15 protein-coding genes, 2 tRNA genes, 5 rRNA genes and 2 riboswitches (1 of these 24 running past the window's edge) are annotated in these 25000 nt (G+C 41.1%); of the genes, 3 read left to right on the top strand and 19 right to left on the bottom strand.

The window, feature by feature from the left end:
• Window positions 1–116 precede the first annotated feature (116 nt).
• The 10 genes from NSQ69_RS01580 to groES all read right to left on the bottom strand — a co-directional run bounded on the left by NSQ69_RS01580 (window position 117) and on the right by groES (window position 14733).
• Window positions 117–845: a DsbA family oxidoreductase gene (locus NSQ69_RS01580; RefSeq protein ID WP_002016772.1), complete on the bottom strand. Its 729-nt coding sequence runs from the start codon at window positions 843–845 to the stop codon at window positions 117–119.
• A gap of 860 nt (window positions 846–1705) precedes the next feature.
• A 5S ribosomal RNA gene (gene rrf / locus NSQ69_RS01575) occupies window positions 1706–1821 on the bottom strand.
• Between the two features lie 49 nt (window positions 1822–1870).
• Window positions 1871–4792: ribosomal RNA gene (locus NSQ69_RS01570) — 23S ribosomal RNA — on the bottom strand.
• Between the two features lie 146 nt (window positions 4793–4938).
• Window positions 4939–6490 (bottom strand): 16S ribosomal RNA (locus tag NSQ69_RS01565).
• Together the 16S, 23S and 5S rRNA genes form the textbook arrangement of a ribosomal RNA operon.
• 295 nt (window positions 6491–6785) lie before the next feature.
• Entirely contained in the window at window positions 6786–8291 is a 1506-nt protein-coding gene (locus tag NSQ69_RS01560) for a sensor histidine kinase (RefSeq protein ID WP_002124847.1), read from the bottom strand.
• Window positions 8275–8976, bottom strand: coding sequence for a response regulator transcription factor (locus NSQ69_RS01555; RefSeq protein ID WP_002029454.1), 702 nt, complete (start codon window positions 8974–8976; stop codon window positions 8275–8277). The genes NSQ69_RS01560 and NSQ69_RS01555 overlap by 17 nt, the downstream gene beginning before the upstream one ends.
• Window positions 8977–9121: 145 nt before the next feature.
• Window positions 9122–10447 carry an NCS2 family permease gene (locus NSQ69_RS01550; protein WP_078207011.1) on the bottom strand — a complete coding sequence of 442 codons (1326 nt, stop codon included), beginning with the start codon at window positions 10445–10447 and terminating at the stop codon, window positions 9122–9124.
• Window positions 10448–10574: 127 nt separating this feature from the next.
• Window positions 10575–10676, bottom strand: a riboswitch (purine riboswitch).
• Between the two features lie 155 nt (window positions 10677–10831).
• Entirely contained in the window at window positions 10832–12370 is a 1539-nt protein-coding gene (gene guaA, locus NSQ69_RS01545) for a glutamine-hydrolyzing GMP synthase (protein ID WP_122974556.1), read from the bottom strand.
• A 165-nt stretch (window positions 12371–12535) separates the two neighbouring features.
• Window positions 12536–12637: riboswitch (purine riboswitch) on the bottom strand.
• A gap of 139 nt (window positions 12638–12776) precedes the next feature.
• A complete protein-coding gene (gene groL, locus NSQ69_RS01540) occupies window positions 12777–14411 on the bottom strand; it encodes a chaperonin GroEL (RefSeq protein WP_002029451.1) in 1635 nt (544 codons plus the stop codon).
• Between the two features lie 37 nt (window positions 14412–14448).
• Window positions 14449–14733: a co-chaperone GroES gene (gene groES, locus NSQ69_RS01535; protein WP_002009985.1), complete on the bottom strand. Its 285-nt coding sequence runs from the start codon at window positions 14731–14733 to the stop codon at window positions 14449–14451.
• A gap of 402 nt (window positions 14734–15135) precedes the next feature.
• Here groES and NSQ69_RS01530 point away from each other — a divergent pair, with 402 nt between their 5' ends.
• Both NSQ69_RS01530 and NSQ69_RS01525 read left to right on the top strand, forming a co-directional pair.
• Entirely contained in the window at window positions 15136–15885 is a 750-nt protein-coding gene (locus NSQ69_RS01530; protein WP_002009988.1) for a CPBP family intramembrane glutamic endopeptidase, read from the top strand.
• A complete protein-coding gene (locus tag NSQ69_RS01525; RefSeq protein WP_001246201.1) occupies window positions 15882–16073 on the top strand; it encodes a YdiK family protein in 192 nt (63 codons plus the stop codon). The genes NSQ69_RS01530 and NSQ69_RS01525 overlap by 4 nt, the downstream gene beginning before the upstream one ends.
• Before the next feature lie 29 nt (window positions 16074–16102).
• Here NSQ69_RS01525 and NSQ69_RS01520 read toward each other — a convergent pair whose 3' ends face one another.
• Window positions 16103–16732: a redox-sensing transcriptional repressor Rex gene (locus NSQ69_RS01520; protein ID WP_000372704.1), complete on the bottom strand. Its 630-nt coding sequence runs from the start codon at window positions 16730–16732 to the stop codon at window positions 16103–16105.
• 187 nt (window positions 16733–16919) lie between these two features.
• Between NSQ69_RS01520 and NSQ69_RS01515 the strand changes: the two genes are divergently transcribed.
• On the top strand, window positions 16920–18842 hold the full coding sequence (locus tag NSQ69_RS01515) for an ABC-F family ATP-binding cassette domain-containing protein (protein ID WP_090835618.1): 1923 nt from the start codon (window positions 16920–16922) through the stop codon (window positions 18840–18842).
• A gap of 413 nt (window positions 18843–19255) precedes the next feature.
• Here the strand turns inward: NSQ69_RS01515 and tsaD are convergent, their stop codons facing one another.
• The 8 genes from tsaD to NSQ69_RS01475 form a co-directional block, all read right to left on the bottom strand.
• Window positions 19256–20272, bottom strand: coding sequence for a tRNA (adenosine(37)-N6)-threonylcarbamoyltransferase complex transferase subunit TsaD (tsaD, locus tag NSQ69_RS01510; protein WP_002009991.1), 1017 nt, complete (start codon window positions 20270–20272; stop codon window positions 19256–19258).
• Complete coding sequence (rimI, locus tag NSQ69_RS01505; protein WP_002063534.1) at window positions 20272–20715, bottom strand: ribosomal protein S18-alanine N-acetyltransferase; 444 nt, start codon at window positions 20713–20715, stop codon at window positions 20272–20274. The genes tsaD and rimI overlap by 1 nt, the downstream gene beginning before the upstream one ends.
• 13 nt (window positions 20716–20728) lie before the next feature.
• The gene (tsaB, locus tag NSQ69_RS01500; protein WP_002124827.1) at window positions 20729–21421 is read right to left on the bottom strand and encodes a tRNA (adenosine(37)-N6)-threonylcarbamoyltransferase complex dimerization subunit type 1 TsaB; all 693 of its coding nucleotides are present in this window, start codon (window positions 21419–21421) and stop codon (window positions 20729–20731) included.
• Window positions 21402–21875, bottom strand: coding sequence for a tRNA (adenosine(37)-N6)-threonylcarbamoyltransferase complex ATPase subunit type 1 TsaE (tsaE, locus tag NSQ69_RS01495; RefSeq protein ID WP_002009995.1), 474 nt, complete (start codon window positions 21873–21875; stop codon window positions 21402–21404). Before tsaE ends, tsaB begins: the two co-directional genes overlap by 20 nt.
• 174 nt (window positions 21876–22049) lie before the next feature.
• A tRNA-Asp gene (locus NSQ69_RS01490) sits at window positions 22050–22125 on the bottom strand.
• A 3-nt stretch (window positions 22126–22128) separates the two neighbouring features.
• Window positions 22129–22205: transfer RNA gene (locus NSQ69_RS01485), tRNA-Met, on the bottom strand.
• A gap of 12 nt (window positions 22206–22217) precedes the next feature.
• Window positions 22218–22333, bottom strand: a 5S ribosomal RNA gene (rrf, locus tag NSQ69_RS01480).
• 102 nt (window positions 22334–22435) lie between these two features.
• Window positions 22436–25000 (bottom strand): 23S ribosomal RNA (locus NSQ69_RS01475) (it continues 357 nt past the right edge of the window).

The raw sequence follows: 25000 nt of genomic DNA, 5'->3' as shown, positions 1-25000 counted from the left end.
CCTATAAAAGTCACTGTAGGTTATTCGTATTTAGATGTCATTAATATACATATGACATTTTAAATTTATCCCCTCATTACATTATGCACACCATAATAGAAAGAAAGAATTAAATATTATTCCTTTGAAGGTATCGAGCAGCTACCATCTGCACAATAATCATCTGTTGTACTATTTATTGAAAGATCTTGAAGTTCAGACTTAGGGTTCTCTTCTTCCCACACCTGTTGAAGTGCACCAACAAAGGTTTCAAGTGGTTGTGCACCTGAAATAGCATACTTTTGATTAACAATAAAATAAGGTACCCCTGTAATTTTATATTGTTGAGCAATTGATTCATCAATCCTAACCTCATTGGCATAAGCATTTTTATTATGAATAACATTTAAAGCCTCTTCCCTATCTAGACCGGAAGCTTCAGCAATATTAGCTAGTGTTTCCACATCACTTAAGTTTCTCGATTCAGTGAAATATGCAAAAAGTAGATTTTCTGTAATCTCCTTTTCCTTCCCCTGATCCTTTGCGAATTTCGCCAAACGATGTGCATCAAAAGTATTTGTTGGCTTCATCTCTTCAAAATTGAAACTCAAACCCATACTAGCTGCATGATTGCCTAGTTGTATATTATTACGATCAGCTTCTTCAACACTAATTCCATACTTCGATGCAAGCACTTCATTAATACTCGTTCCAGAGTAGATCGGAGCATTTTGATCTAATTCAAAACTTTTAAACTCAACTTCAACATCTTTCTTATGTGGAAATTGCTCTAAAGCCATTTCTAATCTACGCTTCCCAATATAGCAAAACGGGCATACAAAATCAGACCAAACTTCAATTTTCATATGAACACCTCATTAACATTTATTTTTCAATCATTGTAGCACTGACGTTACGGAATTCAAAAATTTATGCCTCAAGAAGTTACGACTACTAATCAAAGAAGATTTCATACCCACATATACACTTCAATTGTAAATGAGCCCCTTGTTCAACATGCCTATATCTCACTACATATTTAGCCATAATATAGCTGTTCTCATAATAATTGAAAGCACCTGTATCATTTTCATAGATTATGTACTACTTCCCTATACTTAATAACAAAAAACATCCCTCAAAACGCTACTATTATAAGAATAAAAAATTAAACAAGCCCGTCTATATAAAATGCAATTATATAGACGGGCTTGTTTAATAGATTGAGCAAACTGCAAACTCAAAGGAAGCAATTACACAAATCTATATTATTGAAATTATGAACGGATTTATTTTCAAAAGTATATTAATGAAGAAGATTTAGATGTCCAATCATGAAAAAGAAATATTTACCGGCAGAAACACCTCTAATGTTTATTAGTTAAGGGATACTGTATACAGGATTTTAAGGGGAAATAGCTATATAATTCATAAACCATTAAATCATTTAGAGTATAGAAGCTTCAATTATGCGCCAAGTTTTTTAGAAATTAATTATAAAAGAAGAGAGGTTTCCCTCTTATATTGAAAATATGACCAATAATGATCCTATTACGAAATACATCTAGTTTAATGAGCGCTTAATAAAAATAGCGAAAATACTTCGCCTTTATCATGATTTCATAAATATTTTTCCATCTGGTATGATTTAGCAATATTTCCACCCTTGTTTCTAACGAAACAAATATACAAAAAAACACAAGTCAAAAGACTTGTGTTTTAGCTTGCTTGGCGACGTCCTACTCTCACAGGGACAAGGTCCCAACTACCATCGGCGCTAGAGAGCTTAACTTCCGTGTTCGGTATGGGAACGGGTGTGACCTCTCTGCCATCATCACCAAACTGATGAAGGTATATTCCTTCAAAACTAGATAACATTGCTTCATATTATATGGTTAAGTCCTCGATCTATTAGTATTCGTCAGCTCCACATGTCACCATGCTTCCACCTCGAACCTATCAACCTGATCATCTTTCAGGGATCTTACTAGCTTACGCTATGGGAAATCTCATCTTGAGGGGGGCTTCATGCTTAGATGCTTTCAGCACTTATCCCTTCCGCACATAGCTACCCAGCTATGCCCTTGGCAGAACAACTGGTACACCAGCGGTGCGTCCATCCCGGTCCTCTCGTACTAAGGACAGCTCCTCTCAAATTTCCTGCGCCCACGACGGATAGGGACCGAACTGTCTCACGACGTTCTGAACCCAGCTCGCGTACCGCTTTAATGGGCGAACAGCCCAACCCTTGGGACCGACTACAGCCCCAGGATGCGATGAGCCGACATCGAGGTGCCAAACCTCCCCGTCGATGTGGACTCTTGGGGGAGATAAGCCTGTTATCCCCGGGGTAGCTTTTATCCGTTGAGCGATGGCCCTTCCATGCGGAACCACCGGATCACTAAGCCCGACTTTCGTCCCTGCTCGACTTGTAGGTCTCGCAGTCAAGCTCCCTTATGCCTTTGCACTCTACGAATGATTTCCAACCATTCTGAGGGAACCTTTGGGCGCCTCCGTTACACTTTAGGAGGCGACCGCCCCAGTCAAACTGCCCACCTGACACTGTCTCCCGGGTCGATAAGACCCGTAGGTTAGAATTTCAATACAGTCAGGGCGGTATCCCACCAGCGCCTCCACCGAAGCTAGCGCTCCGGTTTCAATGGCTCCCGCCTATCCTGTACAAACTGTACCAAAATTCAATATCAGGCTACAGTAAAGCTCCACGGGGTCTTTCCGTCCTGTCGCGGGTAACCTGCATCTTCACAGGTACTATAATTTCACCGAGTCTCTGGTTGAGACAGTGCCCAAATCGTTACACCTTTCGTGCGGGTCGGAACTTACCCGACAAGGAATTTCGCTACCTTAGGACCGTTATAGTTACGGCCGCCGTTTACTGGGGCTTCAGTTCAGAGCTTCGCTTACGCTAACCCCTCTCCTTAACCTTCCAGCACCGGGCAGGTGTCAGCCCCTATACTTCGCCTTACGGCTTCGCAGAGACCTGTGTTTTTGCTAAACAGTCGCTTGGGCCTATTCACTGCGGCTTTCCGTTAAGAAAGCACCCCTTCTCCCGAAGTTACGGGGTCATTTTGCCGAGTTCCTTAACCAGAGTTCTCTCGCACACCTTAGGATTCTCTCCTCGCCTACCTGTGTCGGTTTGCGGTACAGGCACCTTTTATCTCGCTAGAAGCTTTTCTTGGCAGCGGGGAATCAAAGACTTCGCTCCATAAGGAGCTTCCCCATCACAGCTCAGCCTTCACGATAAGCGGATTTGCCTACTTATCAGCCTAACTGCTTGGACGTGCACAACCAATCGCACGCTTCTTCTATCCTTCTGCGTCCCTCCATTGCTCAAACGATAAAGAGGTGGTACAGGAATATCAACCTGTTGTCCATCGCCTACGCCTGTCGGCCTCGGCTTAGGTCCTGACTAACCCTGAGCGGACGAGCCTTCCTCAGGAAACCTTAGGCATTCGGTGGACGGGATTCTCACCCGTCTTTCGCTACTCATACCGGCATTCTCACTTCTAAGCGCTCCACCAGTCCTTCCGGTCTGACTTCACTGCACTTAGAACGCTCCCCTACCACTGATACCATTGGTATCAATTCGCAGCTTCGGTGGTGTATTTAGCCCCGGTACATTTTCGGCGCAGAGTCACTCGACTAGTGAGCTATTACGCACTCTTTAAATGGTGGCTGCTTCTGAGCCAACATCCTAGTTGTCTAAGCAACTCCACATCCTTTTCCACTTAATACACACTTTGGGACCTTAGCTGGCGATCTGGGCTGTTTCCCTCTTGACTACGGATCTTATCACTCGCAGTCTGACTCCTAAGGATAAGTCATTGGCATTCGGAGTTTGACTGAATTCGGTAATCCGATGAGGACCCCTAGTTCAATCAGTGCTCTACCTCCAAGACTCTTACACTTAAGGCTAGCCCTAAAGCTATTTCGGGGAGAACCAGCTATCTCCAGGTTCGATTGGAATTTCTCCGCTACCCACACCTCATCCCCGCACTTTTCAACGTGCGTGGGTTCGGGCCTCCATTCAGTGTTACCTGAACTTCACCCTGGACATGGGTAGATCACCTGGTTTCGGGTCTACGACCACGTACTAAACGCCCTATTCAGACTCGCTTTCGCTGCGGCTCCGCCTCTTCAGCTTAACCTCGCACGGGATCGTAACTCGCCGGTTCATTCTACAAAAGGCACGCCATCACCCATTAACGGGCTCTGACTATTTGTAGGCACACGGTTTCAGGATCTCTTTCACTCCCCTTCCGGGGTGCTTTTCACCTTTCCCTCACGGTACTGGTTCACTATCGATCACTAGGGAGTATTTAGCCTTGGGAGATGGTCCTCCCAGATTCCGACGGAATTTCACGTGTTCCGCCGTACTCAGGATACATTCAAGAGAGAACGAAGTTTCGACTACGGGGTTATTACCCTCTGTGACGGACCTTTCCAGGTCGCTTCGTCTACCTCGTTCCTTTGTAACTCCGTATAGAATGTCCTACAACCCCAAGAGGCAAGCCTCTTGGTTTGGGCTAGATTCCGTTTCGCTCGCCGCTACTCAGGAAATCGCATTTGCTTTCTCTTCCTCCAGGTACTTAGATGTTTCAGTTCCCTGGGTCTGTCTTCCATACCCTATGTATTCAGGTAAGGATACCATACCATTACGTATAGTGGGTTTCCCCATTCGGAAATCTTCGGATCAAAGCTTACTTACAGCTCCCCGAAGCATATCGGCGTTAGTCCCGTCCTTCATCGACTCCTAGTGTCAAGGCATCCACCGTGCGCCCTTTCTAACTTAACCAAACTAAAATTAAAAAAATATGAGCTACACTGTTATCTAGTTTTCAAAGAACATACATTTAAACTTGAGAGATAGTTCTCTCAAAACTGAACGAAACAAAACAAGTCAACGTTTATTGATGAACTGCGTTCATCAATTCTCCATAGAAAGGAGGTGATCCAGCCGCACCTTCCGATACGGCTACCTTGTTACGACTTCACCCCAATCATCTGTCCCACCTTAGGCGGCTGGCTCCATAAAGGTTACCCCACCGACTTCGGGTGTTACAAACTCTCGTGGTGTGACGGGCGGTGTGTACAAGGCCCGGGAACGTATTCACCGCGGCATGCTGATCCGCGATTACTAGCGATTCCAGCTTCATGTAGGCGAGTTGCAGCCTACAATCCGAACTGAGAACGGTTTTATGAGATTAGCTCCACCTCGCGGTCTTGCAGCTCTTTGTACCGTCCATTGTAGCACGTGTGTAGCCCAGGTCATAAGGGGCATGATGATTTGACGTCATCCCCACCTTCCTCCGGTTTGTCACCGGCAGTCACCTTAGAGTGCCCAACTTAATGATGGCAACTAAGATCAAGGGTTGCGCTCGTTGCGGGACTTAACCCAACATCTCACGACACGAGCTGACGACAACCATGCACCACCTGTCACTCTGCTCCCGAAGGAGAAGCTCTATCTCTAGAGTTTTCAGAGGATGTCAAGACCTGGTAAGGTTCTTCGCGTTGCTTCGAATTAAACCACATGCTCCACCGCTTGTGCGGGCCCCCGTCAATTCCTTTGAGTTTCAGCCTTGCGGCCGTACTCCCCAGGCGGAGTGCTTAATGCGTTAACTTCAGCACTAAAGGGCGGAAACCCTCTAACACTTAGCACTCATCGTTTACGGCGTGGACTACCAGGGTATCTAATCCTGTTTGCTCCCCACGCTTTCGCGCCTCAGTGTCAGTTACAGACCAGAAAGTCGCCTTCGCCACTGGTGTTCCTCCATATCTCTACGCATTTCACCGCTACACATGGAATTCCACTTTCCTCTTCTGCACTCAAGTCTCCCAGTTTCCAATGACCCTCCACGGTTGAGCCGTGGGCTTTCACATCAGACTTAAGAAACCACCTGCGCGCGCTTTACGCCCAATAATTCCGGATAACGCTTGCCACCTACGTATTACCGCGGCTGCTGGCACGTAGTTAGCCGTGGCTTTCTGGTTAGGTACCGTCAAGGTGCCAGCTTATTCAACTAGCACTTGTTCTTCCCTAACAACAGAGTTTTACGACCCGAAAGCCTTCATCACTCACGCGGCGTTGCTCCGTCAGACTTTCGTCCATTGCGGAAGATTCCCTACTGCTGCCTCCCGTAGGAGTCTGGGCCGTGTCTCAGTCCCAGTGTGGCCGATCACCCTCTCAGGTCGGCTACGCATCGTCGCCTTGGTGAGCCGTTACCTCACCAACTAGCTAATGCGACGCGGGTCCATCCATAAGTGACAGCCGAAGCCGCCTTTCAATTTCGAACTATGCAGTTCAAAATATTATCCGGTATTAGCCCCGGTTTCCCGGAGTTATCCCAGTCTTATGGGTAGGTTACCCACGTGTTACTCACCCGTCCGCCGCTAACTTCATAAGAGCAAGCTCTTAATCCATTCGCTCGACTTGCATGTATTAGGCACGCCGCCAGCGTTCATCCTGAGCCAGGATCAAACTCTCCAATAAAGTTAGTTTGTCTAGCATCTAAAAATAAAAATTGACGTTCACGTTGTTTGTTTCGTTCAGTTTTCAAAGAACTTGTTTGCCGCTCATTTGCGACTCCCTTATGTTAACATTTTCATATTCCAATGTCAACCAAGTTTTTTTATTTCTTTTGTCGCTTTCTGCGTTGTTGCTATCGGCGACTTGTTCTATATTACACCTCTAAACTCTAATCGTCAATATGTTTTTCTAAAAAAATATAAAAAGGCTTATCCCTTTTAAAATAAGCCTTTTTATCCTATAACATTCTATTCATTTATTATTTTTCTATAATTGGTAATGAAACGATGAACTGAACGATCCCGTCCTCATACTCAGCTCGAATACTACCACCTTGCAACTCAACAATACTTTTCGCAATAGCTAATCCGAGCCCCGAACCTTCTGTTACTCTACTTCTAGATTGATCTTTCTTATAAAACCGTTCAAACAAGTTCCCTAACTCTTCTCTCGTAAACTCTTCACTATGATTCGCAATAACAATTTGTATATTCCTGCGCTGCCTTTGAAGAGAAACTTTTATCTCTCCGTCATCTTTACTATACTTAATTGCATTCATTAGTAAGTTGTCGAATACACGGACCATCTTTTCCGAATCAATCATCGCATATGCACGTTCCTCAGGAAACTTCTTAACAAACATAAGGCCATGCTCTTCCGCTTGTGGTACTAACTCTTCTATTAATTGATCAAGTAACTCATTTACACACACTTCCTGTTTTTCTAATACAACTTGTTCATTCGTTAACTTCGTATACTCAAATAAATCTTCTATTAAATTCTTTAACTGCTCCGACTTTGCAAAAGCAATTCTCGTATACTCATCATGTTGTTCTTTATTTTCATATTTAGAATCTCGAAGTAATCGCAAGTAACCCATTATAGAAGTCAGTGGTGTACGTAAATCGTGTGATACATTCGTAATAAGCTCATTCTTTTGCTTCTCTAATTTACGTTCCTTTTCTATATTATTCATAAGCTCTTCCGCCATATTATTAATATTCTCAGTTAAAGACGCAATCTCATCTTCACCTTTTTTCTCAATACGGTACGCTAAGTTTCCTTTTTCTATTTCCTTGACACCTTGTGCCATCGCTTCAATTTGCTTCATCTTTCTCTTTGTTATATAGAAGAAAGAGAAAATAAATACAAGTACACCTATGAAAAACGGAAACGGTCCTTCTTGCGTATCATATATTACTTCACCTTCTGGAATCCCACTAACAAACATGTATAAATTCTTATCTTCTATTGTAATAGGTGCAAAAGCTATAAATTCTTTTCTCGTACTTTCAAATTCTTTTCTACCATTCATATAATTAATCGCAAACGATGATGCATTACGAATTGTATTATGCAAATCAATTTGTTCTTCTTGCGCCTGCTTCGTTTTATATAAAACTTTACCGCTCTCGTCAGTGACCAATACTTTTAAAGCTCTAGAGTTTTGTTCTAAATTTTGATTCTCTATTTCAATCATAGTTGATATAGCTTCTAATTTATTTTCATGAACTGAACTATTTGCCACGCTTTGAGCTTGTTGATTAATTTGTTCCATACCAACCCGATAATCGATCGTCGCCTCTCGATTCGCATTCTCAAAAAACGGTGCTGCTGCCTTCGCTGACAAAATCCCTAACAACGCACAAGCAGTAAACGCAGTAATAAGTTGAATTCGTATACTCCGTTTCACACTCTTCACTATCTTTCCAATTAATTCTCGAATTTTCCTAACATAAGTAAATGGATTAAATATCTTTTTCAATCTTATACCCCACTCCCCATACTGTTTTTATATATATTGGCTTCCTTGGATTCTCCTCAATCTTTTCACGCACTTTCCGAATATGAACCATTACCGTGTTATCCGACTGGAAAGATCTTTCGTTCCAAACCTTTTCATAAATTTGTTCCGCACTAAAGACCATCCCCGGATTACGGACTAGTAATTCTAAAATTGAAAATTCCCTCGGGGTCAGTTTCACTTCTTCTCCATCCACAATGACTGTATGAGTGGAGATGTTTATTTTCATCTCTCCAATTTCTAACTCGTCCTCATTTTGAATAGCAAAGCCATTCATTTTCATATAACGACGTAGCTGCGATTTAATTCTTGCGATTAACTCTAACGGGTTAAACGGTTTTGCTACATAATCATCTGCACCTGTTGTTAATCCTAAAATTTTATCCATATCTTGCGTTTTTGCCGAAAGCATAATAATCGGCATTTCCTTCGCTTCCCTTACTTTCATACACATATGAATACCATCTACTTTCGGCATCATAATATCTAATACGACTAAGTGCACTTCATTTTCTTCTAATATACGTAACCCTTCTTCTCCGTCCCCTGCTTGCAGTACTTTATATCCTTCGTTCTTTAAATAAATTGTAATAAGGTTCCTAATTTCTTTTTCATCATCTACGACAAGTATCGTTTCCCCGGCCATACTATCTCCCCCATCACTTTTTTAATCCCTAACTTCTATTATAAGAAAACTTCTGAAGAAAAACGCTCGGAAATCCTTAAGATTTTCTGAAGACGCAAAAAAGGTCTAGACTCCCCTCAAGTCTAGACCTTTCAAAAAACCCCTTTTATTTACGAACGTAGATGAAATATAGTATGAATAAAACTCCCATAACATACATAATTGGATGAATCTCTTTACGACGACCACTCACAACCATTGTAATTGGATAGAAGATAAACCCGATTGCAATTCCTGTTGCGATACTATACGTAAGTGGCATTGAAATGATAGTAAAGAACGCTGGCACTGCAATCTCAAATTTCTTCCAATCAATTTCTCCTAAAGATGAAACCATCAAGATCCCTACAATAATTAATGCTGGCGCTGTTACAGCTGGTGTCACAACACTTAATAGCGGCGAGAAGAATAGTGCCAGTAAGAAGAACCCTGCTGTTACAACCGCTGTAAATCCAGAACGTCCTCCTGCTGCTACCCCCGCAGACGATTCAATGTAAGACGTTGTTGTTGATGTACCTAAAATCGCACCAATTACAGTTGCAATCGCATCTGCAAATAACGCTTTACCTGCACGTGGTAATTTATTGTTCTTCATTAATCCCGCTTGATTCGCAACCGCTACAAGCGTACCTGCTGTATCAAAGAAATCGATAAAGAAGAACGTTATAATAACAATCGCCATTTCAACAGTGAAAATGTCTCCAAAGTGAGTTAATGCTACCCCGAACGTTGGTTCTAGACTCGGTATTGCTCCCACTACAGCTTTTGGTGTATCAATTAATCCAGTCGCTACTCCTAAGATCGCCGTAAGGATCATACCGTAGAAAACTGCACCATTTATTTTTTTAATCATGAAAATGATTGTAGTAACAACTCCGAAGATTGCTAGTAACGTTGTGCCCTTTGTTAAGTCCCCCAACCCAACAAGAACAGCATCATTCTTTACGATAATTCCAGCGTTTTGGAATCCAAGGAAGGCAATGAATAATCCAATACCCGCCGCTACTGCAAACTTTAACTCTACTGGAATTGCATTAATGATTTTTTCACGAATACCTGAAGCAGTAAGAATAATAAAGATAATACCTGACATTAATGTTCCAGCAATTGCCGTTTGCCACGGAATTCCCATCGTTAACACCGCTGTATAAGCAAAGAACGCGTTTATTCCCATACCTGGCGCTAAAGCAATCGGATACTTCGCAAATATCCCCATAATTAACGAACCAATCGCCGCTGCTAATGCTGTAGCAACGAATACTGCACCTGGATCCATTCCTGTACCTGCCGGTAATCCTTTAACATTTCCAAGCGACAGCGTAGCAGGATTGACAAATAGTACGTAAGCCATAGATAGAAATGTCGTTAAACCTGCTATGAACTCTGTTTTATAATTTGTGCCGAGTTCATCAAACTGAAAATAGCGTTTCATCTTACGTTTCCCCCGTTATATGATTACTCGCCGTATTTCCCCTAGCCCTCTTTTATCTATAAAAATAAAAAAGGCTTCCATTGCATATACATGGAAGCGTTCTATGAATAAAGACAAGTTTCCCCTCATCTTTATCAAAACGCCTCGTAGTCAAGCCATTTACGGTAGCTAGGTAGAAACTTTCGGGCCATATCCCCGATATTATACGACGGCATAATATTCACTTTTCGTTTGAATTACATACTCATATTAACTCGATGAGGTGGTTTTGTCAATTTAAAAACGAACATTTTTATAAATTTTTATACTTTCGTTCGTATTAAGGGTGAAAACAAAAAGATCCATCTATACATGAACGATAGATGGATCTTTTTTATTACAATACTATTCCCACTCAATAGTTGCTGGTGGCTTACTTGTTATATCATACACGATACGGTTAACGTGTTTTACTTCGTTTACGATACGTACAGAGATTTTCTCTAATACGTCCCAAGGGATACGTGCCCAGTCAGCTGTCATACCATCGATAGATGTTACTGCACGGATACCTACTGTGTAATCGTAAGTACGCTCGTCACCCATAACACCTACACTACGCATACCAGGAAGCGCAGTGAAGTATTGCCAAACTTCGCGGTCTAATCCTGCTTTTATAATTTCTTCACGTAAAATCGCATCAGATTCACGAACGATTTCTAATTTCTCTTCTGTAATTTCACCTAATACACGAATACCAAGACCAGGGCCTGGGAATGGTTGACGCCATACGATTTCATCAGGAATTCCTAGTTCTGATCCTAATACACGTACTTCGTCTTTAAATAAAGTATTTAAAGGCTCAATTAATTTGAACTGCATGTCTTCTGGAAGTCCACCAACGTTATGGTGAGATTTAATTGTTTGTGCAGTTGCTGTACCACTTTCAACGATATCCGTGTAAAGTGTACCTTGCGCTAGGAAGTCCATTCCTTGTAATTTAGAAGCTTCATCATCAAATACGTAAATGAATTCATTACCGATGATTTTACGTTTTTGCTCTGGATCTTCTACACCTTTTAACTTGTTCATGAAGCGCTCTTGTGCATCCACTTTAATAACGTTCATATGGAAGCCTTCGCTAAATGTTTTCATAACACCTTCTGCTTCATCTTTACGAAGTAAACCGTGATCCACGAAAATACATGTTAATTGGTCACCAATTGCCTTATGAATTAATACTGCTACAACAGAAGAGTCTACACCGCCACTAAGTGCGCATAATACTTTTTTGTCTCCAACAGTTTCACGGATCTTCTCTAATTCTACTTCAATAAAGTTCTCCATGTTCCATCCTTCAGAACAACCACATACGCCGAATACGAAGTTTTTAATTAAATCGTTACCGTGCTCAGAGTGACGTACTTCTGGGTGGAATTGTACACCGTATAAGTTTTCCGCTTCATTGCTCATACCAGCAATCGGACAAGACTCACTTGTTGCATCTACTACGAACCCTTCAGGTAAACCAGTTACTAAGTCACCATGGCTCATCCATACAACTTGCTCTTCTGGAAGGTTCGCATATAATTTTGATTCGTTCTCTACTTTAAGAACAGCTTTTCCGTACTCACGGTGGTTTGCACGTTCTACTTTCCCACCGAAGTGTTGCGTCATAAGCTGCATACCGTAACAAATACCGAAAATCGGTAATCCTAGTTCAAAGATTTTTTCATCACAATGTAATGCACCTTCACCGTATACACTATTTGGTCCACCAGAGAAGATAATCCCTTTTGGATTCATTGCTTTAATTTCTTCTGCAGTAATTGTATGTGGATGAAGTTCACTGTATACACCGAACTCACGAATTCGACGTGCTATTAACTGATTGTACTGACTCCCAAAATCTAAAACGATAATTGTATCATGCTGCTTCTTCAAAATAATCACCCCAACGTTAGTTCTCGTATATAAATATTTTCACCAATTTGGCGAAAAGCATTACTAATATAATAAAAAAAGCCAGTCCTCCGCCTCTAGTCTCATGACAAAGAAAAGGCAGGGGTCTGGCTTTATAAAGAAAGATAGTCTTCCGCTCTTTATAAATATAAGACGCACTGCCTTCATAGTCAGGTTGTTTACGGTAACCCGGTAGAGACTCTCAAACCATATCATCGAGGATATATGAAGGATTGTTTTATATTATCTTCCTAGATTCTAACAATGAAGTATCGGTATGGTCAAGAGAGAAAGCGACAAAATTCTACAGAAATTATTTTCCTGCGCTCAAAAACATAAAAAAACATCCACTTCTATATAGAAGTGGATGTTTTTCGGGAGAACGGAATTACATCATTCCGCCCATACCGCCCATGCCCATGCCGCCCATGTCAGGCATTGCTGGTGCATTTGGTTCTGGCTTGTCAGCAACTACAGCTTCAGTTGTTAAGAACATAGCTGCAACAGATGCTGCGTTTTGAAGTGCAGAACGAGTTACTTTAGCTGGATCTACGATACCAGACTCAAGCATGTTAACCCATTCGCCAGTAGCTGCGTTGAAACCAACGCCTACTTTTTCGCCTTTTAGACGCTCTACAACTACAGATCCTTCTAGACCAGCGTTGATTGCGATTTGACGAACTGGCTCTTCTAGTGCACGAAGTACGATGTTGATACCTGTTGCTTCGTCGCCTTCAGCTACGATAGAAGCTACTTTTGTGTATACGTTCATAAGTGAAGTACCACCACCTGCAACGATACCTTCTTCTACTGCTGCACGAGTTGAGTTAAGTGCATCTTCAATGCGAAGTTTGCGCTCTTTTAACTCAGTTTCAGTTGCTGCACCTACTTTAATTACTGCTACACCGCCCGCAAGTTTAGCAAGACGCTCTTGTAATTTTTCACGATCGAATTCAGAAGTAGTTTCTTCTAATTGCGCGCGGATTTGACCGATGCGAGCTTCGATTTGTTGTGAATTTCCAATACCCTCAACTACAGTTGTGTTTTCTTTCGTTACAACAATTTTACCAGCACGTCCTAAAGATTCAACTGTAGCAGATTTTAAGTCACGTCCTAATTCTTCAGTGATTACTTCGCCACCAGTTAAGATTGCGATATCTTCTAGCATTGCTTTACGACGGTCACCAAATCCAGGAGCTTTAACAGCAACTACATTGAATGTACCACGAAGTTTGTTCACTACTAATGTAGCTAACGCTTCGCCTTCTACATCTTCAGCAATGATAAGAAGTGGTTTACCTTGTTGTACCACTTGCTCTAATACTGGTAAGATTTCTTGAATGTTAGAAATCTTTTTGTCAGTAATTAAAATGTATGGGTTATCAAGAACTGCTTCCATTTTGTCAGAATCAGTAATCATGTAAGGAGATGCATATCCACGATCAAATTGCATACCTTCTACTACGTCTAATTCTGTTGTGAATCCTTTAGATTCTTCTAAAGTAATAACGCCGTCGTTACCAACGCGCTCCATTGCTTCAGCGATTAATTGACCTACTTCTTCGTCAGCCGAAGAAATAGCAGCTACTTGTGCGATAGAAGATTTACCTTCGATTGGTTTAGAAATCGCTTTTAATTCTTCAATTGCAGCAGTAACAGCTTTTTCGATACCTTTACGAAGACCCATTGGGTTTGCACCAGCTGTTACGTTTTTAAGACCTTCACGAATCATAGCTTGCGCTAATACAGTTGCAGTTGTCGTTCCGTCACCAGCTACATCGTTTGTTTTGCTAGCAACTTCTGCTACTAATTTCGCACCCATGTTTTCGAATGCATCTTCTAATTCGATTTCTTTTGCGATTGTTACACCGTCATTTGTAATAAGTGGTGAACCGAATTTTTTCTCAAGTACAACGTTACGACCTTTTGGTCCAAGCGTTACTTTTACTGCGTTTGCAAGAGTGTCGACACCGCGAAGCATCGAACGACGTGCTTCTTCACTAAATTTAATATCTTTTGCCATAATAATTGACCCCCTTGGATTTTTAAAATGTATATAATTAACCGATAATTGCTAAAATGTCACTTTCACGTAAAATCAAGTAGTCTGTACCTTCGTATTTCACTTCAGTACCTGCATATTTTGAGAAGATGATAAGATCACCTGCTGCTACCTCTAAAGCAACACGCTCACCATTTTCAAGCACTCGGCCTGTACCTACTGCAATAACTTTACCCTCTTGTGGTTTTTCTTTTGCAGTTTCTGGTAATACAATACCACTTGCTGTTTTTTCTTCTGCTTGAACAAGTTCAATTACAACGCGATCACCTAATGGCTTTAGCATGAACAATAACCTCCTCATTTTGTTATGTAAATTTTATTTATTAGCACTCAAGTCACACGAGTGCTAACACACTTCTAATAATAAATAATCTCAATTTCTTTTGCAAGTAAAAAAATCATAATTTTTTCGCAAATTACTTTATGCACTTTCCTAGATATCATTACTTCTTCTACTGCCTTTACTATATGAATCGTTGTTCCCACTTCTTGTATGTTACAATATGAAAGACACCCTAAGTTGTTTTCGCTAAACGTACAACTTTTTCCTGTCTCCTATTTTATTTTCAAATACTTATTTACAAAAAAAATATAATTCAAATGAAAGTTTATATCGTAGGTAGCATATTTACATGTTATCCTACCTTATCTCATACACTAGCGTTAGAAAGGATGGTTAAACCATTTGAAAAAACAATATTGGTGGATTATCGTTACATACATTTTAATGCAGTTATCAGGCATTGCCGGGTTACCGCTTCTCCTGAAAACTGGACTATACGATAATAGGGGATTTACTAGAGAGGAAAAACTTCAACTCATAACTGGTCATTGGGCTATCATTAGCTTTTTCATTGCATTATGCGTTGTACTTTGGTTACTCAGAACAGACATTCGTGACAGGCATTTAGATAAAATGCGCTCTACTGTTCCAGCTACAATTGGGTGGATTTTTATTGGTTTCTTCTTAGCGCTGTTCTCGCAAAGCATTGCCGGTATGATCGAAATGCGTTTATTAGGGATTACACCGGGATCTGAAAATACAGCAAGACTTATGGACATCGCAAGAACGACACCTTGGTTCCTTATTGTCATATCTATAATAGGACCTATTTTGGAAGAAATTGTATTTAGAAAAATTTTATTCGGTACACTTTATAAGAAGTTTAACTTCTTTATTGCCGCTATTATTAGTTCACTTGTATTCGCGGCGATTCATTTTGATTTTACTCACTTATTGGTATACACTTCTATGGGGCTCGTATTCGCCTTTTTATACGTAAAAACGAAACGAATTATAGTTCCTATTGCAGCTCATGTTGCAATGAATACATTAGTTGCAGTTGCTCAAGTTGTAGTAAGCAATGAGCAAATTCAAGAAATGATTAAAGAAGCTGAAAAAATGCAAGGCTTTATCGGAGGATTTTTAGTATGAGAAACTCACCATTGTTCATGGCTGCATTGTACTTTCTTCTTGGATGTATCTTTACACGCTTCGCCATTACGAACGTAACAGATACAATCTGGAATATGTGGACAATACTATTTGCAGTTATGGCAACAATTGATTTTAATTTGGCACTTCGCCTTATCTTAGTTAAATTCACAAAGAAAAAACAATAATAAAACGCAGAGGTCATCTCCTCTGCGTTTTATTGTGGATAATTCTTCAAAAAGTAAACAAGAGTTTGTAACTCTACAGCTAAATCAATGTGATGAATCCTTATATTCTCTGACACATTTAAGCGTGCTGGTGTGAAATTTAAAATACCATGCACGTTCGTTTCTGCCAATCTATCTGCCACAGATTGCGCTACTGTAGCGGGTACCGTTAATATTGCCACTTGTATATCAGTTGATAAACGTTCTTCTAGTTCATCCAAATGATATACAGGAATGCCTCCGATTTCTGTTCCAACTTTCTCTTCACTAACATCAAACGCCATTTCAATTTTTGTATTATTGTTTTTCGTGAAATTATAATGTAAGAAAGCGGTCCCTAAATTACCTACTCCAATAAGTGCCACGCGTGTTATATCATCTTGGTCGAGTGTTTCACGGAAAAATGATAATAAATAATTTACGTTATATCCATATCCTTTTTTCCCTAACGCTCCAAAATATGAAAAATCTCTTCGAATAGTTGCGGAATCAACCTTTACCGCTTCACTCAATTCGGCTGATGAAACACGTTGCTTACCAGAAAGAGATAAGTTTTGGATAAATCGATAGTATAGAGGCAATCGTTTGGCAGTGGCCTGTGGAATTTTTTGCTGATCCATATAACCTCTCCTCTCTTCCTATCTTTATTCTTATACTTGAATCAAATACAGAAGTTTAGTACTCATGAATTTCCTTGTATAATAAAGAGAAGAAGTATTCTCTCTTTATTTTAAACTATACACTATTTTTAGTATGATTGAGAAATATAAACATGGCAAAGTTAAGAAATTATTTGAGGTGAAAACATTGATATTATTACAAGTGAATGGGCTTTCGAAATTATACGGTGCAGAAACGATTCTTGCAAACATAAAATTGGAAGTACAAACAAAAGATCGTATCGCATTAGTCGGACGAAATGGAGCTGGAAAATCTACATTATTAAAAATAATAGCTGGCGAGTTATCTCATGATGGTGGTGAAATTATAAAACCAAAAGATGTCTCAATGGGGTATTTAGCTCAAAATACCGGATTAGAAACGTCTTTAACAATTTGGGATGAAATGTTAACCGTCTTTACACACTTGCAGCAGATGGAGACAAAACTTCGAAGGCTAGAGCAAGAGATGGGAAAAGAAGAAAACTTTTCAAATGCGGCTATATATGAGAAATTATTAGCTGATTATGACCAATTACAATTAGATTATAAAGATCAAGGCGGCTATCAGTACGAAGCGGATATACGCTCAATTTTAAGCGGTCTTGGCTTCCCAGTTGAAACGCATCAGACGAAAATTTCCACATTAAGTGGTGGACAAAAGACTCGATTAGCTCTTGGGAAATTATTATTAACTAGACCAGACTTACTTATTTTAGACGAACCTACAAACCATTTGGACATCGAGACACTAACATGGCTTGAACAATATTTACAAGGCTATCCTGGCGCGATTTTAATCGTTTCCCATGACCGTTATTTCTTAGATAAACTCGTTACACAAGTATACGAAATTTCTAATAAGGAAAGCCGACGATTTGTTGGTAACTACAGTAAATATTTAGACTCAAAATCAGCTCTATACGAGCAAGAAATGAAGCGTTATGAAAAACAACAAGATGAAATTTCTAAACTGGAAGACTTTGTACAAAAAAATATAGCTCGTGCATCTACGACAAAACGCGCTCAAAGTCGCCGTAAACAATTAGACAGAATGGAAGTATTAACTAGACCATTAGGCGATTCTAAATCAGCTTCCTTCCACTTCGATATTGAAAAACAAAGTGGAAATGATGTTTTACAAGTGAAAGATGCAACTATTGGCTATTATCAGGAACCGATTATTGAACATGTAAATATGCGCTTAACTCGCGGTGACAGTGTTGCCTTAGTTGGGCCAAACGGAATTGGAAAATCTACATTATTAAAATCCATTGTGAATAAGTTACAGCTATTACATGGAAACGTTGCTTTCGGGTCAAACGTATCTGTTGGTTATTATGATCAAGAACAAGCCAACTTAACATCTTCGAAGCGAGTTTTAAATGAATTATGGGATGAATATCCATTGCAGCCCGAAAAAGAAATTCGCACTATACTAGGCAACTTTTTATTCACAGGGGATGATGTACTCAAACCAGTATCTTCTCTTAGTGGTGGACAAAAGGCTCGACTAGCTCTTGCAAAACTTATGATGCAAAAATCCAATTTATTAATTCTCGATGAGCCAACAAACCATCTTGATTTAAATAGTAAAGAGATTTTGGAGAATGCTTTAATTGATTACCCAGGTACTCTTCTATTCGTCTCTCATGACCGCTACTTTATTAATCGCGTAACGACAACCGTTGTTGAGTTATCAACAGAAGGTGCACAAGAATATTTAGGTGATTACGATTATTACGTTGAAAAGAAAAATGAAATGATTGAACGTGCGGAACTAGAGCAAGAAGATGAAGTACCTGTTCAAAAAGTGGTGGCACAAGAAAAATTAAATTATCTCGAAGAAAAAGAACGTAAACAGTTAGAGCGTCAACGTACTCGAAAAATTGAAGAACTGGAACAAAATATCGTAGGCTTAGAAGAAGAAATTGCTACGTTAGAAGACCAACTTTGCTTACCAGAAATATATGCAGATTATGAAAAGGCTAGTGAAATTACAACTAAAAAACAAACACTGCAAGAACAGCTTGAAGCTTGTATGGCAGAATGGGAAGAACTGCATATATAAGAGAATTTAAAAGAGGAGGATGTCTCATAAGTCGGGCTTTTTGACGAGATGACCTCCTTTTTATTTTCTGTTTTGGAATCAATACCATAATAAATGAAATTATACAAACCATTCGACAAGGATTGACAATAGTAGCACCTTATATAATAAGAGGAGGATGTTTCAAAATGTTTTTTGGACATCTCTTTGTTTTTTATTTCCCAAAAAAGAATTTCTTCAAAGGTCAGACTTCCTCTATGTTATCCACAAGGTTATACACATATCCACCTTTATAATATAAACTTTCAAATAACTTTTCCACATTATCCACAACTACATAAAAAGTTATACACATTTTATGTACACAAAAAAACCCAAATTATCAACAGATAATTTGGGTTTTATCCACAAGCTGTGGTTAATTTTGTGTATAACTATGCTTCAATATCTAATCCTGGATTTGCATTTAAAGCTAATGTAGCGCGTTTTCCTTGTTCGTATGCAATTGTACCTGCAGCCGCAATCATCGCTGCATTATCTGTGCATAAAGATAGAGGAGGAATAATTAGCTCTATATTTTCTTTTTGTGCAAATTCTGCTGCTAAACGTGCACGAAGCCCTTTATTAGCAGCTACTCCACCAGCAAGAAGCACTTGTTTTACATTATAAGCATCTGCTGCACGAGACGCTTTCGTTACAAGTACATCTATTACACTTTCTTGGAAACTTGCTGCTAAATCTTCTGGTGCAATTTCTATACCGCGCTGTTTTGCGTTATGCACAGTGTTGATAACTGCTGATTTCAATCCACTAAAGCTGAAATCATACGAATCAGGTTCTAGCCACGCACGAGGCAAATCAATTGTTGGTTTTCCTTCATGCGCAAGGCGATCAATATGAGGACCACCTGGATAAGGCATTGATAATGTACGAGCTACTTTATCGTAAGCTTCTCCTGCCGCATCATCTCGCGTTTCACCAATCACTTCAAATGAACCATGTTCTTTCATATAAACAAGCTCCGTATGTCCACCGGATACAACAAGCGATAGTAACGGGAATTGTACTTCTTTTACTAAACGATTCGCATAAATATGACCAGCAATATGATGAACACCAACTAGAGGGATATCATGAGCAAAAGCCACAGCTTTCGCTGCATTTACACCTATTAAAAGTGCTCCGACTAAACCTGGTCCTTCTGTTACAGCAATTGCATCAATATCCTCAAAAGTGATATTCGCTTCTTTTAAAGCTTCTTCTAACACAACTGTGATTTCTTCTACATGATGACGGGATGCAATCTCTGGTACAACTCCGCCAAAACGCTTATGACTTTCAATTTGCGATGCAACGACATTCGCAATGATTTCCGTTCCATTTTTAACAACTGCTACAGCTGTTTCATCACAGCTTGTTTCAATACCAAGTATAATCGTATTTTTTTCCATTATATATTCACCCACATTACAAGACCATCTTCCTGATTGTCTGCATAGTATCGTTTACGAATCCCACCATTTTGAAATCCGTATTTTCTGTATAACTGCTTTGCTACTTCATTTGACATGCGTACTTCAAGTGTCATTGTTTTTACTCCTAAACCTTTCGCTTCGGAAATGACTTCTTTTAATAAGGCATCCCCTAGCTTTTGACCTCTGTATTCCGGCAGGATAGCTATATTTGTTACATGTGATTCATCAATAATTATCCACAATCCACAATATCCAATTACGAGACCATCTTTTTCTAGCACGACATAATGTGCATGTTCATTCACCTCTAATTCACGGTGAAAGGCATCTGCAGTCCAAGGGGTTGAAAAAGATGCTTCTTCAATAGCTACAATTTGAGCAATATCATCGAGTGCCATCTTTCTAAATATCATATCCATCTTCTGTAGGCCCCTATTGTTTTTGACTTTCTAACCATTTTGTTTCAGCTTCAGCTAAACGAAGATAGCTAGGAACAAACGTATGCACGTCTTGTTCTTCTTTTTGTAATCCTAAAAATGCTAATTCACTTGGTCTTGGGTTATTCTTAGTGAACGGAGCAAATACAGCTTGATCACCTAAATATTCTACAATTGTTTCTTTATGCAATTTAACATCGTTACCAATAAATAAAACAGGCTGTTCTTTATCTTTTAACATTTGCAACCAGTCAACAATAAGAATAATTCGGTCTTCTTCTATTGAAGTTATACGCTCTCCTTCATATGTATATAACCCCGTGTAAATTTGACCACGTCGGCCATCAAATAAAGGACAAATTAGTCCATTAAAATTAGTACCATTTGCAGCCACCACTTCCAAACTTGATACACCTACAATTGGTATTTGAAGTGACCAAGCTAATGTTTTTGCCGCTGTCACACCTATACGAACACCTGTATATGATCCCGGTCCAGCTGCTACAACAATTTTAGTCAATTCTTTCGGTTTTACACCGCATTCTTTTAACAGTTTCTCTACAGCTGGCATAAGACGTACAGAATGGTTTTTTGTTAAATTTGTAATGATTTCCCCAATCACGTTCCCTTCCTCAATAAGGGATACACCCATTACGTAATTTGAAGTATCAATTGCTAGTACTTTCATCTTGTAATAGCTCCTCACATAATCTAATATAGCGATCTCCAATTGGCTCGAGTACAATTTTTCTTGTATCATCTCCAGCATGGAATAAACTAATTTGCAACTTCTCATTCGGTAAATATGCTTCTATTAAATGAGCCCATTCTACTACTGTAATCCCTTCACCATAGAAATACTCATCAAATCCTAAATCTTCTTCACTTTCCGCTAAACGATACACATCCATATGATATAGCGGTAATCTTCCTTTATATTCTTTAATAATATTGAAGGTAGGACTATTTACGACTCTTTTCACTCCAAGACCTTTTGCTAGTCCTTTTGTAAAAGTCGTCTTGCCAGCTCCAAGATCACCTTCTAAAATAATTACATCTTTTTCCTTTACAAGTCTCCCTAATTTTTCTGATAATCGCTGGGTTTCTTCGGAAGATTTTGTTGTTATTTCATATTTACTCACAGACTTCACCTACTTTACTCACAATGTTCTCTGCTCTTTATTATACAGGTTTTAAATATATAAAAAAGTCCTTAGGAGTTTTCCTAAGGATAGTTTGACTGTCTTTATTAGTTTTTTGTTAAAACAAATAAAAAAATACGAAACAACTTGTTTCGTTCTTTTCTTTATATAAAATGGCGGTCCCGACCGGGGTCGAACCGGCGATCTCCTGCGTGACAGGCAGGCATGTTAACCACTACACCACGGGACCATTTGGTTGCGGGGACAGGATTTGAACCTGCGACCTTCGGGTTATGAGCCCGACGAGCTACCGTACTGCTCCACCCCGCGATGATATAAATAGCCTGGCAACGTCCTACTCTCACAGGGACAAGGTCCCAACTACCATCGGCGCTAGAGAGCTTAACTTCCGTGTTCGGTATGGGAACGGGTGTGACCTCTCTGCCATCATTACCAGACTATATTCATTTAAGACAAGAATCATCATAACTCATTCGACATTTAAAGTCAATAAGTTTTTTATATTCTCTCAAAACTAGATAACATTAGCTTCATATTATATGGTTAAGTCCTCGATCTATTAGTATTCGTCAGCTCCACATGTCACCATGCTTCCACCTCGAACCTATCAACCTGATCATCTTTCAGGGATCTTACTAGCTTACGCTATGGGAAATCTCATCTTGAGGGGGGCTTCATGCTTAGATGCTTTCAGCACTTATCCCTTCCGCACATAGCTACCCAGCTATGCCCTTGGCAGAACAACTGGTACACCAGCGGTGCGTCCATCCCGGTCCTCTCGTACTAAGGACAGCTCCTCTCAAATTTCCTGCGCCCACGACGGATAGGGACCGAACTGTCTCACGACGTTCTGAACCCAGCTCGCGTACCGCTTTAATGGGCGAACAGCCCAACCCTTGGGACCGACTACAGCCCCAGGATGCGATGAGCCGACATCGAGGTGCCAAACCTCCCCGTCGATGTGGACTCTTGGGGGAGATAAGCCTGTTATCCCCGGGGTAGCTTTTATCCGTTGAGCGATGGCCCTTCCATGCGGAACCACCGGATCACTAAGCCCGACTTTCGTCCCTGCTCGACTTGTAGGTCTCGCAGTCAAGCTCCCTTATGCCTTTGCACTCTACGAATGATTTCCAACCATTCTGAGGGAACCTTTGGGCGCCTCCGTTACACTTTAGGAGGCGACCGCCCCAGTCAAACTGCCCACCTGACACTGTCTCCCGGGTCGATAAGACCCGTAGGTTAGAATTTCAATACAGTCAGGGCGGTATCCCACCAGCGCCTCCACCGAAGCTAGCGCTCCGGTTTCAATGGCTCCCGCCTATCCTGTACAAACTGTACCAAAATTCAATATCAGGCTACAGTAAAGCTCCACGGGGTCTTTCCGTCCTGTCGCGGGTAACCTGCATCTTCACAGGTACTATAATTTCACCGAGTCTCTGGTTGAGACAGTGCCCAAATCGTTACACCTTTCGTGCGGGTCGGAACTTACCCGACAAGGAATTTCGCTACCTTAGGACCGTTATAGTTACGGCCGCCGTTTACTGGGGCTTCAGTTCAGAGCTTCGCTTACGCTAACCCCTCTCCTTAACCTTCCAGCACCGGGCAGGTGTCAGCCCCTATACTTCGCCTTACGGCTTCGCAGAGACCTGTGTTTTTGCTAAACAGTCGCTTGGGCCTATTCACTGCGGCTTTCCGTTAAGAAAGCACCCCTTCTCCCGAAGTTACGGGGTCATTTTGCCGAGTTCCTTAACCAGAGTTCTCTCGCACACCTTAGGATTCTCTCCTCGCCTACCTGTGTCGGTTTGCGGTACAGGCACCTTTTATCTCGCTAGAAGCTTTTCTTGGCAGCGGGGAATCAAAGACTTCGCTCCATAAGGAGCTTCCCCATCACAGCTCAGCCTTCACGATAAGCGGATTTGCCTACTTATCAGCCTAACTGCTTGGACGTGCACAACCAATCGCACGCTTCTTCTATCCTTCTGCGTCCCTCCATTGCTCAAACGATAAAGAGGTGGTACAGGAATATCAACCTGTTGTCCATCGCCTACGCCTGTCGGCCTCGGCTTAGGTCCTGACTAACCCTGAGCGGACGAGCCTTCCTCAGGAAACCTTAGGCATTCGGTGGACGGGATTCTCACCCGTCTTTCGCTACTCATACCGGCATTCTCACTTCTAAGCGCTCCACCAGTCCTTCCGGTCTGACTTCACTGCACTTAGAACGCTCCCCTACCACTGATACCATTGGTATCAATTCGCAGCTTCGGTGGTGTATTTAGCCCCGGTACATTTTCGGCGCAGAGTCACTCGACTAGTGAGCTATTACGCACTCTTTAAATGGTGGCTGCTTCTGAGCCAACATCCTAGTTGTCTAAGCAACTCCACATCCTTTTCCACTTAATACACACTTTGGGACCTTAGCTGGCGATCTGGGCTGTTTCCCTCTTGACTACGGATCTTATCACTCGCAGTCTGACTCCTAAGGATAAGTCATTGGCATTCGGAGTTTGACTGAATTCGGTAATCCGATGAGGACCCCTAGTTCAATCAGTGCTCTACCTCCAAGACTCTTACACTTAAGGCTAGCCCTAAAGCTATTTCGGGGAGAACCAGCTATCTCCAGGTTCGATTGGAATTTCTCCGCTACCCACACCTCATCCCCGCACTTTTCAACGTGCGTGGGTTCGGGCCTCCATTCAGTGTTACCTGAACTTCACCCTGGACATGGGTAGATCACCTGGTTTCGGGTCTACGACCACGTACTAAACGCCCTATTCAGACTCGCTTTCGCTGCGGCTCCGCCTCTTCAGCTTAACCTCGCACGGGATCGTAACTCGCCGGTTCATTCTACAAAAGGCACGCCATCACCCATTAACGGGCTCTGACTATTTGTAGGCACACGGTTTCAGGATCTCTTTCACTCCCCTTCCGGGGTGCTTTTCACCTTTCCCTCACGGTACTGGTTCACTATCGATCACTAGGGAGTATTTAGCCTTGGGAGATGGTCCTCCCAGATTCCGACGGAATTTCACGTGTTCCGCCGTACTCAGGATACATTCAAGAGAGAACGAAGTTTCGACTACGGGGTTATTACCCTCTGTGACGGA

Origin of the sequence: Bacillus sp. FSL R10-2201 (assembly GCF_038008665.1) — a bacterium.
In the GTDB taxonomy this organism is placed as follows: Bacteria; Bacillota; Bacilli; order Bacillales; family Bacillaceae_G; genus Bacillus_A; species Bacillus_A mycoides.
The sequence above is the reverse complement of the archived record's forward strand: the minus strand, read 5'-3'. Positions and strand labels throughout refer to the sequence as shown.